General features: G+C 36.9%; 21 protein-coding genes. 20 read left to right on the top strand and 1 reads right to left on the bottom strand.

What is annotated here, in order from left to right; all coding sequences use genetic code 11:
- Positions 1–40: 40 nt before the first annotated feature.
- From HMPREF9333_RS08010 to HMPREF9333_RS07920, 17 genes are all read left to right on the top strand, one after another.
- Positions 41–928, top strand: a complete 888-nt coding sequence (locus tag HMPREF9333_RS08010) for an ABC transporter permease (RefSeq protein ID WP_005541266.1) — start codon at positions 41–43, stop codon at positions 926–928.
- Positions 921–1,931, top strand: a complete 1,011-nt coding sequence (locus tag HMPREF9333_RS08005; protein WP_005541264.1) for an ABC transporter ATP-binding protein — start codon at positions 921–923, stop codon at positions 1,929–1,931. The genes HMPREF9333_RS08010 and HMPREF9333_RS08005 overlap by 8 nt, the downstream gene beginning before the upstream one ends.
- Positions 1,921–2,898, top strand: coding sequence for an ABC transporter ATP-binding protein (locus tag HMPREF9333_RS08000; RefSeq protein ID WP_005541262.1), 978 nt, complete (start codon positions 1,921–1,923; stop codon positions 2,896–2,898). Before HMPREF9333_RS08005 ends, HMPREF9333_RS08000 begins: the two co-directional genes overlap by 11 nt.
- A gap of 182 nt (positions 2,899–3,080) precedes the next feature.
- Complete coding sequence (locus tag HMPREF9333_RS07995) at positions 3,081–3,389, top strand: DUF4491 family protein (protein WP_005541260.1); 309 nt, start codon at positions 3,081–3,083, stop codon at positions 3,387–3,389.
- On the top strand, positions 3,319–3,717 hold the full coding sequence (locus tag HMPREF9333_RS07990) for a hypothetical protein (protein WP_005541258.1): 399 nt from the start codon (positions 3,319–3,321) through the stop codon (positions 3,715–3,717). The genes HMPREF9333_RS07995 and HMPREF9333_RS07990 overlap by 71 nt, the downstream gene beginning before the upstream one ends.
- Positions 3,718–3,854: 137 nt before the next feature.
- Positions 3,855–4,568 carry a hypothetical protein gene (locus tag HMPREF9333_RS07985; RefSeq protein ID WP_005541256.1) on the top strand — a complete coding sequence of 238 codons (714 nt, stop codon included), beginning with the start codon at positions 3,855–3,857 and terminating at the stop codon, positions 4,566–4,568.
- Between the two features lie 199 nt (positions 4,569–4,767).
- Positions 4,768–5,697 (top strand): ABC transporter permease, encoded by a 930-nt coding sequence (locus HMPREF9333_RS07980; protein WP_005541252.1) that lies wholly within the window; start codon positions 4,768–4,770, stop codon positions 5,695–5,697.
- Between the two features lie 36 nt (positions 5,698–5,733).
- Positions 5,734–6,549: an ABC transporter permease gene (locus HMPREF9333_RS07975; RefSeq protein ID WP_040882609.1), complete on the top strand. Its 816-nt coding sequence runs from the start codon at positions 5,734–5,736 to the stop codon at positions 6,547–6,549.
- A gap of 115 nt (positions 6,550–6,664) precedes the next feature.
- Positions 6,665–8,185 (top strand): ABC transporter substrate-binding protein, encoded by a 1,521-nt coding sequence (locus HMPREF9333_RS07970; RefSeq protein ID WP_005541249.1) that lies wholly within the window; start codon positions 6,665–6,667, stop codon positions 8,183–8,185.
- A gap of 15 nt (positions 8,186–8,200) precedes the next feature.
- Positions 8,201–9,004 (top strand): ABC transporter ATP-binding protein, encoded by an 804-nt coding sequence (locus tag HMPREF9333_RS07965; protein ID WP_005541247.1) that lies wholly within the window; start codon positions 8,201–8,203, stop codon positions 9,002–9,004.
- A gap of 67 nt (positions 9,005–9,071) precedes the next feature.
- On the top strand, positions 9,072–9,872 hold the full coding sequence (locus HMPREF9333_RS07960; RefSeq protein WP_005541244.1) for an ABC transporter ATP-binding protein: 801 nt from the start codon (positions 9,072–9,074) through the stop codon (positions 9,870–9,872).
- Positions 9,873–10,470: 598 nt separating this feature from the next.
- Complete coding sequence (locus tag HMPREF9333_RS07955) at positions 10,471–10,653, top strand: hypothetical protein (RefSeq protein ID WP_040882607.1); 183 nt, start codon at positions 10,471–10,473, stop codon at positions 10,651–10,653.
- Positions 10,653–10,859 (top strand): hypothetical protein, encoded by a 207-nt coding sequence (locus tag HMPREF9333_RS13325; RefSeq protein ID WP_005541242.1) that lies wholly within the window; start codon positions 10,653–10,655, stop codon positions 10,857–10,859. Before HMPREF9333_RS07955 ends, HMPREF9333_RS13325 begins: the two co-directional genes overlap by 1 nt.
- A 45-nt stretch (positions 10,860–10,904) precedes the next feature.
- Complete coding sequence (locus HMPREF9333_RS12310) at positions 10,905–12,329, top strand: IS66 family transposase (protein WP_005541240.1); 1,425 nt, start codon at positions 10,905–10,907, stop codon at positions 12,327–12,329.
- 180 nt (positions 12,330–12,509) lie between these two features.
- Entirely contained in the window at positions 12,510–14,132 is a 1,623-nt protein-coding gene (locus HMPREF9333_RS07935; RefSeq protein WP_005541238.1) for a malolactic enzyme, read from the top strand.
- Between the two features lie 15 nt (positions 14,133–14,147).
- Complete coding sequence (locus HMPREF9333_RS07930; protein WP_005541237.1) at positions 14,148–15,092, top strand: AEC family transporter; 945 nt, start codon at positions 14,148–14,150, stop codon at positions 15,090–15,092.
- Between the two features lie 486 nt (positions 15,093–15,578).
- Complete coding sequence (locus HMPREF9333_RS07920; protein WP_040882603.1) at positions 15,579–16,904, top strand: IS1380 family transposase; 1,326 nt, start codon at positions 15,579–15,581, stop codon at positions 16,902–16,904.
- 356 nt (positions 16,905–17,260) lie between these two features.
- Here the strand turns inward: HMPREF9333_RS07920 and HMPREF9333_RS07915 are convergent, their stop codons facing one another.
- Positions 17,261–17,806, bottom strand: a complete 546-nt coding sequence (locus HMPREF9333_RS07915) for a DUF1697 domain-containing protein (protein ID WP_005541235.1) — start codon at positions 17,804–17,806, stop codon at positions 17,261–17,263.
- Positions 17,807–18,183: 377 nt separating this feature from the next.
- Here HMPREF9333_RS07915 and HMPREF9333_RS07910 point away from each other — a divergent pair, with 377 nt between their 5' ends.
- The 3 genes from HMPREF9333_RS07910 (at position 18,184) to HMPREF9333_RS07900 (ending at position 21,065) form a co-directional block, all read left to right on the top strand.
- Positions 18,184–19,242 (top strand): DUF4300 family protein, encoded by a 1,059-nt coding sequence (locus HMPREF9333_RS07910; RefSeq protein ID WP_156797310.1) that lies wholly within the window; start codon positions 18,184–18,186, stop codon positions 19,240–19,242.
- A 130-nt stretch (positions 19,243–19,372) separates the two neighbouring features.
- A complete protein-coding gene (locus HMPREF9333_RS07905; RefSeq protein WP_005541233.1) occupies positions 19,373–19,825 on the top strand; it encodes an FMN-binding protein in 453 nt (150 codons plus the stop codon).
- Between the two features lie 34 nt (positions 19,826–19,859).
- On the top strand, positions 19,860–21,065 hold the full coding sequence (locus HMPREF9333_RS07900; protein WP_005541232.1) for an ABC transporter permease: 1,206 nt from the start codon (positions 19,860–19,862) through the stop codon (positions 21,063–21,065).
- Positions 21,066–21,143 lie beyond the last annotated feature (78 nt).

The raw sequence follows: 21,143 nt of genomic DNA, 5'->3' as shown, positions 1-21,143 counted from the left end.
TAAGATCCCGATTCATCTTTAATTAAAGAGGATTTTAAAAATGAACAGCTCAAATACCAAAGCCAAGGCAAAGCCGGGCAGAAGGATTGAAAATCTTATATGGGAATTTAAAAATAATAAACAGGCGATATTTTCACTTGTATACATATCGGTAATACTTCTTATAAGTATATTTGTAGTGTTTTCTCCCAATGATCCTAATGCGATAGATGTAACGGGGAAGCTGAAACCTCCCTCATCTTTGCACTGGTTTGGAACGGATGATATGGGGAGGGATTATTTTATGAGAGTTTTATATGGCGGGAGAGTATCACTTCTTGTAGGTATATTGGCAATGTTTACATCAATATTTATAGGTGTCGGTGCAGGGATGGCATCAGGGTATTTCGGAGGTATAATTGATACTGTTTTAATGCGTTTTGTGGATGTGCTGTCATCAATTCCCTGGATAATAATGGTTATGGTTATAAGCATGGTTTTTAAAAAGGGATTGATTTCACTTATACTTGTTATAGGGGTTTTAGGCTGGATGGAAATTGCAAGGCTTATACGTTCCGAGGTGCTTTCGGTTAAGGAGAGGGATTATATAAAATATGCCGTATTTATAGGTGTAAATCCGTGGAGGATTATGTTTACACATATACTTCCTGCCGTTTTTCCTACCGTTATAACAGCCTCAACAGCTTCTATAGCTTCTGCTATAATGGTTGAAAGTGCCTTAAGTTTTTTAGGCAAAGGTGTGTCTGCACCTATGTCAAGCTGGGGCAGTCTTTTGCAAAGTTCACAGAAATTTTTACAAAAAGCACCATATATGGCAATAATCCCCGGAGTATTTATAATACTTACGGTATTTTCATTTAATAAACTTGGTGAGGTTGTGAGAGTATTTGCCGAACCTAGGGTAATTTCAGGAGAAGAGGATGTCTGATAAAATTCTTGAGGTTAAGAGTCTTAAGGTCTTTTTTAAAAGTAGGGGAAAGCTGGTGCAGGCAGTCCGGGGTATAAACATTGAAGTAGGCAGGGGAGAGATAGTCGGGATTGTAGGTGAGTCAGGAAGCGGAAAATCGGTGGCAGTAAAGGCGTTTACAAAACTGCTGCCTGAAAACGCATATATAGATGCCGACCTGATTATGAGTGGTGGCAAAAATCTTTTAAATCTCAGTGAAAGAGAGTATAGGAAGATAAGGGGCAGGGATATTGCAATGATATTTCAGGATCCCATGACCTCACTTGATCCTGTAATTACTATAGGAAGACAGCTTGAAGAGGTTATAGTAAGAAATCAGGGTACAGGAAGAAAGCAGGCACAGGCGAAGGCTTTAAAGATGCTTGAAAAGGTCGGTATCCCCTATCCTCAAAGATGTATAAAACAGTATCCTCATGAGCTTTCAGGAGGTATGAGACAGAGAGTTTTGATTGGTATGGCTCTGGCGTGCAGTCCTAAACTGCTTATAGCGGATGAGCCTACTACTGCACTTGATGTTACAATACAGGCACAGATACTTGATTTAATCGGCGATATAGTCGGCGAATACGGGACTTCAGTTATACTTATAACACATGATCTGGGTGTTGTTGCACAGACATGCATGAGGGTTGTAGTAATGTATGGCGGACTTGTAATGGAGGAGGGGACTGTAGATGAGATATTTTATACTCCGATGCATCCGTATACTATGGCACTTTTAAAGGCAATACCGTCAATTGAGATGGCTGACGGCAGCAGACTTAAATCAATAGAGGGCTTTCCGCCTTCACTTACAAATCCTCCGGCAGGTTGTCCGTTTGCTGACAGATGCAGCTATACGATGGATATTTGCTTTAAGCAAATACCTGATATAAAAAAATACAGCAGTACTCATACGTCAATGTGTTTTTTAAAAGGGGAGGATTTAAAAGCAGCCTTTGCAGGAGAAAAGTATGGAAAATGAGATTCTGATTTTAGCACAGGGATTAAAAAAATATTTTCAGCCCCGTGGATTTTTCGGATTAAAAAATAACTTTATAAAGGCTGTTGATGATATAAGTCTTGAAATATATAAAGGTGAAACTTTCGGACTTGTAGGTGAGTCGGGCTGCGGAAAATCTACCCTCGGCAGAACTCTTATAAGAATGTATGAGCCTACCGGAGGCAGTATATTTTATAAAGGTGAGGACATAACGCATATAAAGGCTTCACAGCTTAAGATGCTTGAGAACCGGTTCCAGATTATATTTCAGGATCCTTATATGGCACTTGATCCGTTTTGGAATGTAGGGGAGATACTTGAGGAGCCGCTGCGTCGAATAGGTATGGACAGCGGGCAGTGGAGCAATAAAATAAAGGATATACTTGAAAAAGTCGGACTTGGTAGTGATGATGTACATAAATTTCCCTATGAATTTTCAGGAGGACAGCGTCAAAGGATAGGTATTGCAAGAGCACTTGCCGTAAATCCGGAGTTTATCATGTGTGATGAGCCTATAGCCGCACTTGATGTCTCAATACAGGCACAGGTTGTGAATTTATTGCAGGATCTTCAGGAAGAGCTGGGTCTTACATATCTTTTTACGGCACATGATCTTTCTATGGTCAGATATATAAGTACAAGGATAGGTGTAATGTATCTGGGACGTATAGTTGAGAAGGCAAAAAGCAGGGAGTTGTTTAAAAATCCGCTGCATCCGTATACTAAGCTGCTGCTCTCCTCAATACCTCTGCCGGATCCTAAAAATGCAGTTAAAAAAAGAAAGTTTAAGTCTGTGCAGGAAGCAGCTTTAACTGATGTGATGAGAGGGTGTAATTTTGCACCCAGATGTGAGTATAAAACTGAATTGTGTTTATGTGAGGTTCCGATTTTGAGAGAGTTGGAAGCGGGGCATTTTGTCGCATGTCATAATGCCAAGGAGATAAATTAAATTATATGGAGGTGCTGTTTCGGGTTATACTCATTGCAGCACCTTAATGTGCTTTAAATAGTACATAACCGGAATATTTTTCTGTTTAAAGATATTGTAAATAATGTTAAAATGTAGTAAATATAGCACTGTGCTGCTGTATTAAAACTTAAGTTATTAAAAGTATTTCGGAGGTACTAAAGTTGCATGGAATAATAGTCGGGATAGGGGCATTTATATTAATAGGTCTTTTCCATCCAATAGTTATAAAGGCAGAATATTATTTTTCAAAGAAAATCTTCCCGTTTTTTATAATTGCCGGAATTATCTTCCTGATCATGGCATTTTTTACTGAAAATAAAATAGTTTCTTCACTTCTTGGCATAGCCGGATTCTCAAGCTTCTGGAGCGTACTGGAACTTTTTGAGCAGGAAAAGAGGGTTGAGAAAGGGTGGTTTCCGTCAAATCCTAATAAAAAAACAGATAAAACAGATAAAAGAAATAAAAAATAATAAATTTATTCTGCCTTGGGAGTTTGATCTATGGCTACAAATTGATTTGTTTGAAAATGCAATTGTCTTAAAAAGATATAATATTGTCTTAAAAAGATATAATAAAGAAAGAGTTATATTTTTTTATGAATTAATTGAGATTGAATCTATATTAATCAATTCACTTTTTACAAAGGGTAAATACTTTGGATATGTGTTAAATGGTGAAGATGGAAATAGGACTGTTTTAAAAAGTTCATATCTATATGATTTAGATATCTTTATCAGTGAGCTTTGTTCATTGTTCAAACAAGAAAAAGGAGCAGCAGTTATTACAGATATTGATTAAAAATAAGTAGTTTTAAAATATAAATAAAATTAAAGATAGAATAGTATACAATAATTCAAAGAGATAAATTAAAAATTGCCGTTTAGAAGGCATTGTAGTAAACACAGACATTATTCATTCGAACTAGGAGCATGCCTATGACTCAGAAACAGCAGGTAATAGAAACCATGAGAAACAATGGTGGATATGCGACATTTCAACAATTGAACCGTCTGATGGATTTCAGTACATGGAAAACAAAGACACCTCAGGCGAGCATAAGACAGATTGTTCAGGTAAATGATGAATTTTTTAGAATCAAACCGGGACTTTGGGCGCTTACGGATTTTAAGGAGGAAGTGCTGAGAAAGTTTGATATTCAAGAGAATAATAGGGATAGCGTGGAAGCTTTCACACATTCGTATTATCAGGGAATGATAGTTGAGCTTGGAAATATGCACAACTTCAGGACATATGTTCCGAACCAGGATAAGAATAGGTTGTTCCTTGAAAAGCGATTATCCGAGATAACAACAGAAACGGAGTTGCCGCTATTTACTTATGAAAGTATTGCAAGCAGAGCCAAAACAGTGGATGTAATCTGGTTTAATGAGAGAAAAATGCCATGTAGATTCTATGAGGTTGAGCATTCTACGAATATTTCTAATTCGTTGGATAAATTCTATGAACTACAGGATTTTCGTGCCGATTTTTATATTATTGCCGATGAAAGCAGACGCAGACAATTTGATTCGCTCATGGAACGATCTATGTATAGCAGAATTGTAAAATATGTAAAGTTTTTTAATTATGATAATCTTGCACTGCAATATGAGAGGGAGTGCTCACTTGCAAGCATGGACAGATTATAAAGTATTGGTTGCAGGATATGGGTATCAACGGAAAGAGATACCAGTATGGAAATAAAAACCTTGACAAGTAATATTTGTTACTATAAAATACAAGTGATTTGCAAATTTTAGTAAAAATAATGCGATTGTAATACCGCCGGTTTTAGACGATGGGTGGTTCGTACTTATATCTTTATACGTGGAAAGGGATATCTAAATAATGTATAGAAAGATATGTCGGAGACTCCTATATTTTATACCTGTGCTTATAGGCATAAGCTTTATTTCATTTTGTCTTATATATTTGGCGCCAGGGGATCCGGCAGAAGTGAGACTTACCGCTGCGGGAGTAAATCCGAGTGCATCGGCTCTTGCAGATATGCGGGTTAAAATGGGTCTTGACAGACCTTTTTTTATGCAGTATTTTAACTGGCTTTCGTCAGTATTAAGAGGTGATATGGGAAGATCATATGCGAATGATATGAAGGTAATGGATATCATATTGGGGGCATTGCCTTCAACACTTGTTATGGCGGCATCTGCCATGATTATAACTATATGTATTTCGATACCGCTTGGCATATATACTGCCCTGCACAGAGGGAAAAACGTTGATGCCGTGATAGGCTGTATAAGCTTTACAGGTATAGCACTTCCGAATTTTATAGTTGGTATAGCATTACTCTATATATTTTCTTACAGACTTAAATTAATTCCTATACTTAATTCAGGAGGCATAAAGGGAATGATTCTTCCGGCATGCACGCTTGCAATTACTATGTCGTCAAAATATATAAGGCAGATAAGGGCTGCAGCTGTTGATGAGCTTTCAAAGCCGTATATATCAGGACTTAGATCAAGGGGGATAAGTGAGTTTGATATATTGTTTAAGAATGTGCTTAAAAATATAATGGTTATGCTTATAACAATTACCGGTATTTCAATAGGTTCACTTTTAGGAGGGACTGTAGTTGTTGAAAGTATATTTAACAGACCGGGGATAGGAACGAAGATGCTAAGTGCCATAGGTGCAAGGGATTATCCGCTTATACAGGGGCTTGTGCTGTGGATTACATTGGTATTTATGCTTGTAAATCTTATAACCGATATATCCTATACATGGTTCAATCCTAAAATAAGGAATATTTAAGTATAGAAAACATATATTTAAACTGTGGAGGTATTTTTGTACAATAATTTTAACAGGAAGTTCGCAAAGGATTTTTGGCTGTTGTTTGCGGCAGTAATATTAATAATAGTTTTAAGTTTTATATGCGGCAGTTTTACTCCATACGATCCTCATGCTCTTAAAACAGGAGGGCTTCTTGAACCTCCCGGTATAAAACATATTTTTGGAACTGATGATCATGGAAGAGACGTGCTGTCAAGGGTTCTTGCAGGCAGCAGGACTTCAATACTTTCATCTATAATACTGGTTTTGCTTTCATGTACTTTTGGCACTGCATTAGGAGTGATATGCGGTTACTTCGGGGGGCTCATTGACATAATTTTAATGCGAATCAATGATATATTTCTTGCATTTCCGGGTATGATACTTGCAGTGGCGATAGCGGGACTTTTAGGAGGAGGACTTTTTAATGCACTTATTGCAATATTTGTAACCTCATGGACACAGTATGCAAGGCTTGCCAGAAGCCAGACTATGGTACAAAAGGAGGAAGCTTTTGTACATGCGGCAAAGTTATCGGGCTGTTCTGATATAAATATAATGTTTGTTCATATACTGCCAAATATTATAAGCACTCTTATAGTTACTGCTGCAATGAATGTAAGTGTTGCAATGATGGGTATAGCAGGACTTTCATTTTTAGGATTCGGAGTGAAAATACCGCATGCGGAGTGGGGTTCAATGATAAGCGAAGGAAAGAAATATCTTCAGACGGCACCGTGGATGGCACTTGCCCCTGCAGGTGTTATGGTTTTTGTCATGATAATATTTAATCTCTTCGGTGAAAAACTGAGAGATATTTTAGCTGCATAAAAATATTAAAATTATTAAAATAAAAGTATGAAAGGGTTATAGTTATGATTAATAAAGGATTTAATTATACCGTTAAAAAAATTTTAAAAAGTCGGTCTTTTACGCAGCCGCATGTATGGCGGCAGTTTTACTGCTCTCATCATGTACAGGAAGCAGCAGTCAAAATGCAGCTTCTCAGACTAAAAATAATGCAGAGGATAAGACTAAGACTATAAAGGTAGGCTCCACCTCTGCGGTAGTTTCAGGACTTGATCCTGCGGTTGATTGGAACGGATGGTATACTGTAAGATACGGCATAGCCGAAACATTATTTAGGCTTGATGACAGCCTTAATCCGGTTCCATGGCTTGCCTCATCATATAAAAACATAGATGAGAACACATGGGAAATAAAAATTAAAGACAATGTAGTATTTTCAAACGGGGAAAAGATGACTGCACAGAAGGTTATAGATTCATTAAAAAGGGCAGGAGATATGAATTCACGAGCGGCTTCACTTAAGGACTGTGAATATACTGCCGGCTCAGACGGAAAAACCATAACTATAAAAACTAAGGAGCCGTATGTAGCACTTATAAATGATCTTTGTGATCCTTATTCGGCAGTGATAGATACAGCTGCAGGTAAGGATTTTGAAAAATCTCCGATCGGTACGGGACCGTTTGTGATAAGTGAATTTAATGAAAATACAAAGGCTGTTATGAAAAAAAATGATAAATACTGGGACGGTGAGGTAAAGGCGGACAGCATAGAATATATAAATGTAGCCGATTTTGATACACTTGCTCTTTCAATAAATTCAGGTGAGCTTGATGTTGCACAGGATCTCAGCCCCGAGTCTGCACAAACCTTAAAAAACAATACCGATATAAATTTAAATATGACAACACAGTCAAGGACCTATCAGCTGTATTTTAATCTTGAAACGATGAAAGATAAAGCTGTCAGGGAAGCGGTGATGTATGCTCTTGATAAGGAAACTATAGACAATGTACAGCTTAACGGCTGTGTACTTCCTGCAAACGGGGCATTTCTTGAAAACAGCAGCTATGGCGGAAAGAACCTTAAATTAAGAAAATATGATCTTTCAAAAGCGAAAGAGCTGCTTAAAGATGCAGGATATACGGATACCGATAATGACGGAATAGTTGAAAAGGATGGAAAACCTCTTAAAATAAAGTTTTGTATATATAAAAGACTTGCAATGGAAAATATGGCTGTTGAAATGCAGTCGGATTTGAAAAAAGCAGGTATAGATGCTGATGTTACAGTATATGAAAAATCAACTTTTTATAAATCAGGAGATTTTGATATAGGACTTTATTCAATAGTTACCATGCCGACAGGTGATGCATATCCGTTTTTAAGGGATTGTATGCAAACTGACGGAGTTGCAAATTTCGGTAAATATTATAATAAAGAGGTTCAGGAAGATCTTGAAAAGCTTTCAAAGGAGTTTAACAAGGAAGAAAGAAGTGCAATCGTTGACAGGATACAGCAGGCAGCCTCAGACGATGCCGCCTTTGACTATATGGGATTTAATAAAATGTATACGGCAGTAAGTAAGGATGTGGAAGGTTATCTTACAACCTCAAATGATTATTATCAGGTAACAAAAGATACTTACAAAAAATAATAAAGGGGGTAAAATTTGCCCGAATTGTTAAGAGTAGAGCATTTATACGCAGGTTATGACGGTACAGATATTATAAAGGATATAAGCTTTTCATTAGATGAGAATGAGATACTCGGCATAGTGGGTGAAAGCGGCAGCGGCAAGTCCACACTTATAAAAGCATTGGCACAAATTCAGGGAATGAATGTTAATATCAGCTCTGGTAATATAACATTTGAAGACAGAGACTTTTTAAATATGTCATGGCAGGAAAAGAGAAAGATTCACGGAAGCAGACTGTCAATGGTATTTCAAAATGCCGAGTCATCATTAAATCCTATAAGGAAACTGGGTGTACAGTTTTATGAAACTATAAATGCACATAAAGCAATGGATAAAAAATCTGCAAAAGAGCTCTCTGAACAGGTTCTTGTAAGCCTGGGTTTAAATGATACAGACAGAATACTTACTTCATATCCGTTTGAACTTTCAGGAGGTATGGCACAGAGAACTGCCATAGCACTTGCGGTAATACTCGGTCCTAAGCTTATATTGGCTGATGAACCGACCTCTGCACTTGATGCTACCATACAGAAGCAGGTCGTTGAAGAACTGATGCTTTTAAGGGAAAGATTTAATACAGCGATTATTATAATTACTCATAATATAGGGGTTGTAAAAAAGATGGCTGATAATGTGGCAGTGATGTATGAGGGCAGAATAGTTGAGTACGGTACTAAAGAAAGGGTTATAAATTCTCCAAGACATGAGTACACAAAAAAACTGCTTGCTGCGGTTCCGGTATATAAAAACTGTTATAAAGCGGCAAATGACCGCTGAAAATATGTAAATAAGCTTTTATAAACAGATATTAAAAGAGAGGAAAATTAAAGTTTTATTAAATCCTATGAATAATACCGCCGTTTCAGCAGATTATATTAAAACAGCTGATGAGAAAATACTTGAACTTAAAAATGTTTCGCTTATATTTAATGAATATGGGAAAAAATTTGCTGCACTTGATGATGTAAGTTTTTATTTAAAGTCGTCTGAAGTACTTGGCATAATAGGTGAAAGCGGCAGCGGAAAATCAAGTATAGCAAAGGTTATAACCGGTTTAAATAAGCCCAGTTCAGGAAGTATATTTTATATGGGTGAGGATATTACAAGGCTTAAGAAAGAGCAGAAACACAGGCTTTACAGGCATGTACAGATGGTTTTTCAAAATGCTCCTGCCTCATTTAATCCGAGAAGAAAGATAGGCAAATCAATAGAGGAGATAATATGCCGGCTGTGTGCAAATGCACAGGGAAGCGTAAGGCAGAAGGCTGAAAAGCTGATTATGGAGGTAGGTCTTGATAAGGAATATCTAAACAGGTATCCGCATGAGATAAGCGGCGGACAGTGCCAGAGGGCAGCCATAGCAAGGGCTATGGCAGTAAGTCCGAGGGTGCTTATATGCGATGAATCAACTTCTGCACTTGATGTGTCGGTACAGGCGGTTATAATAGACCTGCTTTTAAAGCTTAGGCGTGAAAAAAATATGAGCCTTATATTTATATCGCATGATCTTGCACTTGTAAGCAGTATAACCGACAGGCTGATTATAATGGATTCGGGAAAGATAGTTGAATCAGGCAATACCTGTGATGTGGTATCAAATCCCCAATCACAATATACAAAAAGACTGCTTGATGCAGTGCTTTAAATTATAGAAATTTAAATATAGGAATTTAATATTTATCCTAGATTATTCACGACAAAGCCGTAAAAGTGGCTTAAAGCCACATAATTACTATATTTTAACAAAATATTGCTTTCACCTATTAAGTGAAGAAAAAAGGGGGTTCATTTGTGGTAAAATTAAGGTGCTAAAACTCAAAAAAATTACACAAAGGAGCCCTTTATGAGTATTGTAAACACCTTATCACTTGAAAGCAATAGAAAAATTAAAATTAATTTCGATGGAGGCGATTTATCGTTACTGTACACGGGTAGTATATTTCTATTGTAAAAAATGCCGAAAATTATTTTTTTATTTTATTATGATTGATTCGGTCAGTAGAGTTTCTGTGGGTAACTCTGCAAACCGAATTTTTTGTATTTAAGTTATCAACAGATTTTATCTATATTCTTCCTATACAAAATGATTTCACTACCGTTTGTGGATAGTTCTACCCAATCGTGCTTGAACACGATTTTTTTAAAGAGTTATGAACATGGCAAAATAACGAAGGGACTTTGTTGTCAAATTCGCATAAATACAACATTTCTGATATAATCTTACCATGAAATGAGGTGAGTATATGAACCATATTTCCGGCAAGCTCGAACAGCTTTTAGCCTTACAAGAAACATTATGTAAGGAATACGAAAAGGAAAACAAGGTACTTTTGGAAACAATCAAAGCTCAGAAAGAGCAAATATATCTTCTGGAGCGGATTGTTAATAATCAGAATAAAATAATCAAGGAACTGGAGAAATCATAATGGGAATTCCCTTTGAATATATTGGTGCTTTACAACAGGAAAACAAAATACTCAAAAAAGAAGTTGCCGATTTTAAATCAGGTGAGCGTTTTAAGCAGATTCAAAGGGAACATCAGAAGTTGGTTGATGAGTATCGTAGGCAGATAAAGCAACTGAATCTTGTGATTGAAGGTCTTCGTAAGGATGTAAAAAATGCATGGAAATAGTGTGAAGAAGCATATGAAGACGCACTTAAAGAACTACATGCATCAATGAAGGAGATGAAACGTGCATTAAAAGAGAAAGAAAAGAAGTGGTTGTTATCAGAACGTGACAGGGAACAGGCATTGTCTAAGATTACTGACCTTTGCCGTGAAAACAGCGAATTAAAAACTCAGCTGTATGATGAACAAGGTAGAAATAAAAAACTTTTGGCACAGCTAAACCGTGACTATGAGAATTCCTCCATTCCGTCATCACAATCAAGAAACCGCAATAAAATTCCAAACAATCGTGAGTGTACCGGAAGAAAACCCGGGGCACAGCTAGGTCATGCCCACCATGGAAGAAAGAAACAGATACCAACTCAGGTCATTTGCCTTCCGGCACCAAAAGAGGTGGCAAAAGATCCGGGTTTTAAGAAGACAAATAAGACTATTACCAAGCAGCTCATTTCTATTGAGTTGATTATGAATGTAAAAGAATATCAAGCGTATGTATACTACAATTCCACGACCGGAGAGCGAATCCATGCGGCTTTTCCAAGTGGTGTTGTTGACGACGTGAACTATGATGGCAGCATCAAGGCGCTTTTATTTTTGTTAAACACAGACTGTGCTGTTTCAATTGACAAAAGCAGGCGTTTTCTGTCAGATCTTACCGGTGGAAAACTGAAAATATCCAAAGGCATGATAAATAAACTCTGCCGTGAGTTCTCAAATAAAACAAAAACAGAGCAAAAAAAGATCTTTGCAGACCTGCTGTCTTCTGCGGTTATGCATACAGACTGTACAAATGCTAGGGTAAACGGAGAAAGTGCATATGTATATGTCTGTGCAACACCGGATGAACAGAAGGTTCTTTACTTCGCCCGTGAGAAAAAGGGACATGAAAGTGTAAAGGGAACTGTAACAGAGGATTTCCAAGGTATTTTGGTACACGACCACGAAATCACCTTTTATAAGTATGGCAATGCCCATCAGGAATGCCTCGCACATGTACAATGGTATCTGAAAGACAGCATGGAAAATGAGCCATCTCTGACTTGGCACCGCAAGATGAGAGAACTAATCCGGGAAATGGTACATTACAGAAATGAGCATGCAGATGATGCACATTTAGATCCTAAGATCGTATCCGACTTTGAAGGAAAGTACCAAGAAATCCTTGAAAAAGCCAAGGAAGAGTACATACTTCATGAGCCAAGTCCTTATTATCGTGATGGATACAACCTGTATCTCCGGATGCAGAAATATAAAACGCAACATCTACTCTTCCTGCATGATATGAGGGTGCCAACTACAAACAATACAGCAGAACGCTGTTTAAGAGATTATAAGAGAAAGCAGACTTTTGCAATGACATTTCGAAGCTTTGAAAGCATCGAAGAATTATGTCAGAGCAAGGGTGTGCTGCTTGGAGTACGAAAAAATAATCCAAACCTTTACACCGCTGTCAAGGAAATCTTTAATAGATAATATGGAGCCTAACCGGTGTGTTAGACTCCATAAGTTTAACGGATTAAGATGTAGAAGACAAGCTTACCCGTGTACAGTAACTTTTATTAAAAAAGGCATAAAATTTTATCTTATACAAGATATTATATTCTATATACAATTGTGTTATAATGAACACACAAAATTAAAGGAGGTTGCATTATGAATGCACATGATATTTTGAATAACCCTTTTTTAAATAAGGGAACTGCCTTTACACTTGAAGAGCGTAAAGAACTTGGTTTAATAGGAGTTTTGCCGCCTTATGTGCAAACTTTGGAGGAGCAAGCGGTACAAACCTACGCTCATTTTTCTAAAAAAGCAACAAATCTGGAAAAACGTTTGTTCTTGATGGAAATCTTCAATACTAATCGCACCTTGTTTTACTATCTTTTTAGCCAACACATTGCCGAATTCAATCCGATTGTTTATGATCCGACGGTTGCAACTACGATTGAAAATTACAGCGATTTGTTTGTTGATACGCAATATGCAGGCTATCTAGACATTAACCACCCTGAAAATATAGAAGCCACCCTTAAGAATGCGGCTGGAGACCGTAATATTAGACTTATTGTTGTAACAGATGCAGAAGCAATTTTAGGTATTGGTGACTGGGGAACCAATGGTGTGGATATTTCAGTTGGAAAGCTTATGGTTTACACAGGAGCGGCCGGTATTGACCCTGCAACTGTTTTACCTTTGGTCATTGATGCCGGAACTAACCGTAAAGAATTGCTGGAAAATCCTAACTATCTTGGGAACCGCCATGAACGTGTACGTGGAGACCGTTATTACGATTTCATTGATCAGTTTGTACAAACAGCTGAACGTCTTTTCCCTAAGCTCTACTTACACTGGGAAGATTTCGGTCGTCTAAATGCTGCCAATATTCTCAACAAGTACAAGGATAAAATTCCTACTTTCAATGATGATATCCAAGGAACAGGTATTGTCACACTGGGTGGTATTTACGGATCATTAGATATTAGTGGTGAAAAATTAACAGACCAAATCTATCTTTGCTTTGGCGGTGGAACAGCAGGTGCAGGAATTGCATCACGTGTTCTCAGTGAAATGATTACAGAAGGACTCTCAGAAGAAGAAGCTTACAAACGTTTCTTTATGGTAGATAAACAAGGTCTTCTTTTTGATGATATGGATGATTTGACACCTGAGCAACGTCCATTTGCAAAGAAGCGTTCTGACTTTGCTAATGCTGACAAGTTAACAGGCTTGCTTGAAGTTGTAAAGATGGTTAAACCGACAATCTTGGTAGGAACATCAACACAACCTAATACCTTTACAAAAGAGGTTGTTGAGGCTATGTGTCAAAACACTGAACGTCCAATTATTTTCCCACTGAGTAATCCAACTGAGCTGGCAGAAGCAAGTGCTAAAGACTTGATTGAGTGGTCTGATGGTAAGGCTTTTGTAGCGACAGGAATACCTTCAGACAATGTGGATTATAAAGGGGTATCTTATCAGATTGGTCAGGCTAATAATGCTCTTATCTATCCGGGTCTGGGACTTGGAATGCTTGCTTCAGAAGCTAAGCTCTTGACAGATGAAATGATTGGTGCAGCTGCGCATTCATTGAGTGGTATAGTTGATTCCGGTAAACCGGGTGCACCTGTCTTACCGCCATTTGCTTATGTGGCAGAAGTTTCAAGTAAAGTAGCGGAAGCTGTTGCTAAAAAAGCTCAAGAGCAGGGATTGGCACAAAGTCAAGAAACTGATATGAAGAAAGCTGTTAGTGAACTTAAGTGGTATCCAAAGTACTAGGAAGCGGTATATAATATGGTTTTTTTAACTTCAATTGAAAGTATTATTCCCATTATAGTCCTTATAATTCTGGGCTATTTCTTGCAGGTACGAGGATGGTTTGATGATAGTTTTGGCGGTAATTTATCTAAGCTGATTATGAATGTCGCAATGCCTGTTTCCATCTTTGTGTCTGTTTTGAAATACCTGACTTTGGATAAGTTGATTAGTCTGTCCGGTGGTATGATTTATACCTTTGGTGTTTGTATTTTAGGCTATATCTTTGCATTTGCGGCTGTAAAAATATTCAATGTTCGCCCCGGGCGCCGTGGTACGATGATTAATACCTTTGTCAATGCTAATACCATTTTCATTGGTCTGCCTTTAAATATTGCTCTTTTCGGTGATGAGGCACTGCCTTATTTCCTCATCTACTATATCACCAATACGGCCTCTACATGGACTTTAGGTGTTTACCTGATGACAACAGACAGTAAGTCAGGGAAAAGTAAGCAAGTAGCTAAATTTAATTGGAAGAAACTCTTCCCTGCTCCCCTTGTTGGTTTCCTTGTTGCCTTGGTCTTCTTAATCTTGCGAATTTCAGTACCAAGTTTTGCAACAAACACCTTGACTTACATCGGGAATATAGTGACGCCTTTGTCTCTGCTATATATTGGAATTGTCTTAGCCAAGGCGGGATTGAAGACCATTCGTTTTGACACCGATACCATTGTCACATTGGTAGGACGCTTTATTTTGGCACCTGCTACAATGTACTTTATATTAAAATTTGCAGCCTCCGGTATGGAGACAAAAGAATTTAATACATTTGTAGTACAATCGGCAGCTCCGGCCTTAGCCGTCCTCCCAATTTTAGCTAACCAGGGAGATGGAGATGTGGAATTTTCTACAAATGTTGTGACATTGAGCACTATACTCTTTATAATTGTCGTTCCGATTGTTGTTACCTTATTGGGTTAGTATTTCATATATAAACAAAATTGATAATATCAATAAGTTTAGTGTGAAAAGATTGTGAAAGCAGTTCATAGTAAGTAGGGGCTGTCGGGAAATACTGAATTTTAATCCCTACAGAACAAAATAGAAATATCCTGACAAATACAAGGCGTTTTGGCTTTGTGACTTTGTCAGGATATTTTGTTTTTCTATAATACTGTCTATTTTTGGGCATAAAACCCCCTTGGCTGAAATTTTGCTTTTGCATTTTTTCTTATGCTGTTTTCTCCTGTAGCTTTCCTTCAAATTTCTTTAGCTCTGAATAGAGAAAACGATGATATTTATCCTAAATTATTCATAGCAGAGCCATATCTGCGGCTGAAATCCGCATAATTACTGAATTTACAAAACTTTCTTACTTTCACCTAAAAAGTGAATAGAAAAAGGACCTCTTTCTTGGTAAAATTAAGGTGTCAAATCAAAACAATGCCAAGGAAAGGAAGTCCTCTTATGTCAATTTTAAACACTATTTCACTTGAAAGCAACAAGAAAATTAAAATAAATTTTAACGGTGGAAATCTCTCTTCTGATGGAGGGCTACTCCTCATCAAAGAATTCGCTGCAAAGGTAGGTCTTATAAAGCTTGTGAAAAAGCTCTTCAAAACCAATGACCATACAAAAAGCCGTATTCATACAGATCCTGATAACCTTATGCAGATGCTTTACCAAATTATAGCAGCCTATTTTGAGGATGATTGTGCAGATGAACTGACTAATGATCCGGTATTAACATCTATTTTGGAAAAAGAGGCCTTGGCTTCTCAACCTACACTATCTCGTTTTTGGAATAGAATGGACAACGACACTCTTACACAGCTTGATTCTATAAATGCAAAAATGCGAGATATTGTCTATTCTATTAAGGCGCCGGAGCACATGTTGTTTGACCTTGATTCTACACTGCTTAATACTTACGGCAAGCAGGAAGGCGAAGGTTTTAACTTTCATTATCAGGCTCAAGGTTATCATCCGCTACTTTGCTATGACGGAATTACAGGTGACCTTTTAAAGGCTGAACTTCGTAACGGTACACAGTATTGTAGTAATGATGCTGACAAACTCATGATTCCACTGTTACAGGAATACCGTGCAAAATATCCATCGCTCCCTCTTTATCTTCGTGGTGATAGTGGTTTTGCTTCTCCTGATTTATACAAAGCTTGCGAAGATAACGACTGTAAGTATGCAATCCGCTTGAAGCAAAACCGAACATTGATAAAATACGTTGCAGATGCTGATGCAGTGTTATTTAGAGCAGCCCGTGAAAATCAAACGGATTATATGGTGGAATACGGTGAGTTCTATTATCAGGCAGAAAGTTGGTCGCATCCAAGGAGAGTTGTTTTTAAAGTAGAAAAACCCTATAATCAGTTTATTCACCTATATACTTTTATTGTCACTACAATGGAATCAGAACCACACAAAGTAATTCAATTTTATTGTGGGCGTGGCAAGATGGAGAACTTCATAAAAGAAGGAAAATCAGGGTTTGATTTTTCTTCAGTAAGCAGTCGTACCAAGGTAGTCAACGCAAATCGTTTACAGGTACATGTTCTTGCATACAACCTGTTTAATTGGTTTAGGCGATTGGTACTCTCTGCAAATATGAGAAAGCAGCAAGTCAATACCATTCGCTTAAAGTTGCTAAAAGTAGCTGCAAAAGTAGTAAATAAGGCAAGATATATAGTACTCAAATTGTGTAGCAGTTGCCCCTATAAGAAAGAATTCTATGAAACGATTTCAAATATTAGGAAACTACCGCCACAGTTGGAATAGTAGTAACTTATGAGCCTTGATAATTCAATATTAAATGACTATTTTTGATGCATAGGGATAGTGCACCCTTTTTTCTGGTAATTTTCCAACTTACGAACGAGATAGCTTTATAAAACAATTATTTTTTAGGCTTTTTAAGCCAAATCTACTGTGGTGAATAATTCAGGTTCATTATTATCAATAACTTATAAATAAAAGGCAGTCTTAATTTTTGTATTTAGGGGATTTAAGACTGCCTTGCCGGTTAATATGCTCCAATTTTCGTAAATATCATATATGGGTAAGTAATATATGCTCCTTGATTTAGTACCAAACCTTGTGTCTAAATTTTCTGCGATAAAGCATCAGATTCTGTTTTATTTTTCATTTTCAAGAATCTCTGCTATCTTTTCAAATGTATTCCCGTTTCTAATTGTAATTTTCTTATAAAAATCCTGCTTCATTAATTTTTTATGGTAGGTCGTTTTCAGGTATTCTGACTCATCATACTTCCCCCAAAATACTGCGTGCTTGCCGACATACACTATTTCATTGTGAAATGTAGTTTTATCTATAAAGTCAAGAATATTTGATTTATCCAGGTTAAACGAAAAAAATAAAACATCTCTTCTTGCCAGCTCTCGCTTCCACCAGTCAGGCAATTTGGCTCTTTCTTTCAAATAATCTTCTTTGGTGATTAAAGCAAAAGGGATAGAAAAGTCGTAGTTAGCTTCTAATAAATATCTTATCTGTGAGCTACAAATTTCACAGTTTTGAACACTGCTGAAAAATAAATTTCCACTGTTAATATAAGAATCAACATCTTCAAATCCCGCATTTAACAATAATTCTTTTAAATCACTCATAGATACCTTATTTTTGCCACCCACATTTATGCCACGCAATAAAAGTACATATCTCAACTAATTGACCTCCATAAATTCTAATTTCTTCTTTGCCCTATTATATAACTTTTTCCGCATTTGGTCATTTAATCAAGTTAAATATTTGTTTTTGCAATCATATTTTATATTTTGTGTTTTATTAAAATCCGCTATAAAACGGTGGCAAGTGTTTAAGGCTTCTTTTTGACTGATTTTTTCAATCACTCATTTCAAAACAAAAAAAGAATGTAGAAAAACATCTTTCACTAAATAGTGATTAAATGTTTTTCTTAATTCTATAACTAATGCTATAAAGTTGTATTTATAAAAAGCTGCAACTATTGACACAGCTTATAGGGTTGTAATATTATAAATACCTGTAAATGATATATTAAAATTACAAGGAGAAATTGAAAGTGTTAAAACTGAATGTTATGTATATGTTGTCTGTAATATCCGCTTCCGTACTTATATCGGGGTGTACAGCAGCAGATAAAAATACTGCACCGCATGATGAAAGTGGTAAAAGTGCATATAGCCGGTCAAATCAAAGCACACAGAGTGATCAATCAGTATCAGTATCAGAAGGTTCTTCCGGTTTGCCTGAAAGTAAGTCTGAAACAGGAGCCTATAATAAGGACAAGGGAACCTTAAAAAGCCTTACCTATTCAAATCTTCTTGACACGGAAAGTCAGGAAGAGGTAAAAGCTGCTCTGGTAGATTCAGGTATAGATGAAAATGCGATAAAAAAGTTTTTTGACAGTGTAAATTACTTTAATTCAAACGTTGATACGGAGAGTCTTGTACAGAAGGGATTTATTTCCTCAGAAAAACTTTCGCCGGAGTATGACCAGATTGCGATACAGCAGAAATGGGCTGAAAAAAATCCTGATTTTATAGGTTGTAACTGTCGTATAACGACATTTACTCTGCTTAAGGATTTAATTAAAATAAAGAATTCTTCGTCAGATGGAAATTCAGACACTGAAAGTGATTTTTTAACATTTGATATATCGGCAGTTAAAAATGCACCTGAAAGTTTATTTGATGATGAACAGATGAAGTTTTTTAAGTCGGTTTTTGATGAAATGCCTACAACTAAAAGTATGGATACAGATGTTCATGTTGAGGCATTTAAAAAGGAGTGGCGGAAAAGAGGGGTAAGCTTTGATGAAAGTTCAAAAGCGAGAATGATTTCAGTAGTGTTTAATTCGGATCTTGATGATAAGCAAACTCTTTTTATAGGGCATGTAGGGGTTTTAGTGCCGGGTAAAGACAATAAACTGTTATTTATAGAAAAACTTGCTTTTCAGGAACCTTATCAGGTATTAAAATTTGATGATAAAAGTCAGGTGGCTGAATATCTTATGTATAAGTATGATGTTGAATGGGATCAGAAGACGGCACATCCTTTTATAATGGATAATGACAGCCTGATAGAAGGATATGGCATATATAATTTAAATAAAAACTGATTAAGTGTTTTCAGTTTAAAATTAGGTAAGACATATAGTAAATGTTAATAAAATATTTACTTAAGGTAAATGTGTGTTATAATCTGTTGTGAAAATAATTTTAAAAATATTTAAAGGAGGATTATTATCTATGAAAAAGATAAGTTTGTTTATTATAGCGGCAGTATTTGCCGTATCAACTACCGCATGCGGAGGTAATTCGGCAGAAACAACTGCACAAAGCGGCGGAGACGGTGCAAAGGCGCTTACTTATAAGGACGGAGAGTACAGCGGTGAAAGTTCGGTTGACGACTATGGCGGAAAAATCACTGTAAAAATCACTGTAAAAGACGGAAAGATAGATGAAGTAACCGTTCAAAATCTTGATAAAGAAGGTAAGGAAAAGGATGAAAACTACGGAAAAGATGCCGGACAGGAAGGGCTTTATAATAAGGCACAGGAATCCGTTAAAAATACGAAGTTATATCCTCAGAAACTTAAAGAAGCTCAAAATATAGACGGAGTAGACTCAATAAGCGGTGCCACAAAATCCTATGCTTCATTTAAGGAAGCTGTAAATGCCGCACTTAAGGATGCTAAATAAGAAAAGTTTTATTTGAAGGAAGGTTTTATTATAAGTGGATAATCTTGGAACATTCGGGCTTGCAAAAAGAAACATAAAAAATAAACCGGCACGCTCTTATGGACTTATGGCACTTACAGGTATATTGTGCTTTATACTGTTTTTCGGGAGCTTTATGATTTATTCTCTTAAAAGGGGCATAAGCTCGCTTTCGGATCGGATGGGTGCAGATATAATAGTGGTTCCTGAAGGCTATGACAGCAAGGTTACAGGAGCTATATTGAGAGGTGAGCCGAATTCATTCTTTTTTGATAAAAGTGTTGAGGAAAGAGTAGAAAAGACGGAGGGAGTTGAAAAAGCGGCTCCGCAGCTGTTTCTTGCAACTTTAAGTGCAAGCTGCTGTTCTTTTCCGATACAGATAATAGGAATTGACTTCGACAGAGATTTTACGGTAGTTCCATGGCTTGAAAAACAGGCTCAGCTGCCTTTGAAGGACGGAGAGGTAATAGTCGGCAGCAATGTAGAGGGAACTATACATGAAGAGGTTAAATTTTTCAGCAGACCTTTTAAGATAAAAGGCAGGCTTGCAAAGACAGGTATGGGATTTGACAATACCGTGTTTATGAGTATAGAACAGGCAAAGGAACTTGCCGTTGAATTTGAGAAGCTGATTCAGACCCCCGATGCAGGCGATGAGAATATGATATCTTCCGTTATGGTAAGGGTAAAAAGAGGAGAAGATCCTGAAAAGGTACTTAAAAACCTGAGAGCCGAGTTTAAAAATGACGGTATATACCCTATACTTTCAAAACAGATGATGTCGGAGGTTTCAAAAAATATGGAAGGCATGCTGGTATATGTATATGTGCTTATGGCACTTTTATGGCTGCTGGCTTTTTGTGTGCTTATTCTGGTATATTCTGTGTCTCTTAAGGAGAGAAAGAGGGAGTTTGCTATGCTTAGAATACTTGGTTCTACAAAATTAAAGCTTAGAAATATAGTTTTGTCTGAGGTATTTATTATTAATATTACAGGGGCTTTGATTGGAACTGTATTCGGACTTGTATGTGCACTGCTGTTTTCACCGGCGGTAGGCGACAGTCTTAAAATGCCTTTTTTACAACCCGGTATTGCTCCGATGCTCATACTTGCCGCTGCTGCAATACTTGCCGGTACGCTTTTAGGTCCTATTGCTTCTTTATTTTCACTTATTAAGATGTCTTCTGCAGAACCGGCGCTTTTACTTAGGGAAAATGATTAAGCTTTATACTGATTTTATATTTATATTCAGCAACTTTAACAATTTTTGAATTTAAAAAACTCCTAAACCGGAAATATC

Origin of the sequence: Johnsonella ignava ATCC 51276, assembly GCF_000235445.1 — a bacterium.
Lineage (GTDB): Bacteria > Bacillota > Clostridia > Lachnospirales > Lachnospiraceae > Johnsonella > Johnsonella ignava.
Note: the sequence above shows the minus strand (reverse complement) of the source record. Positions and strands in the feature narration are given on the sequence as shown.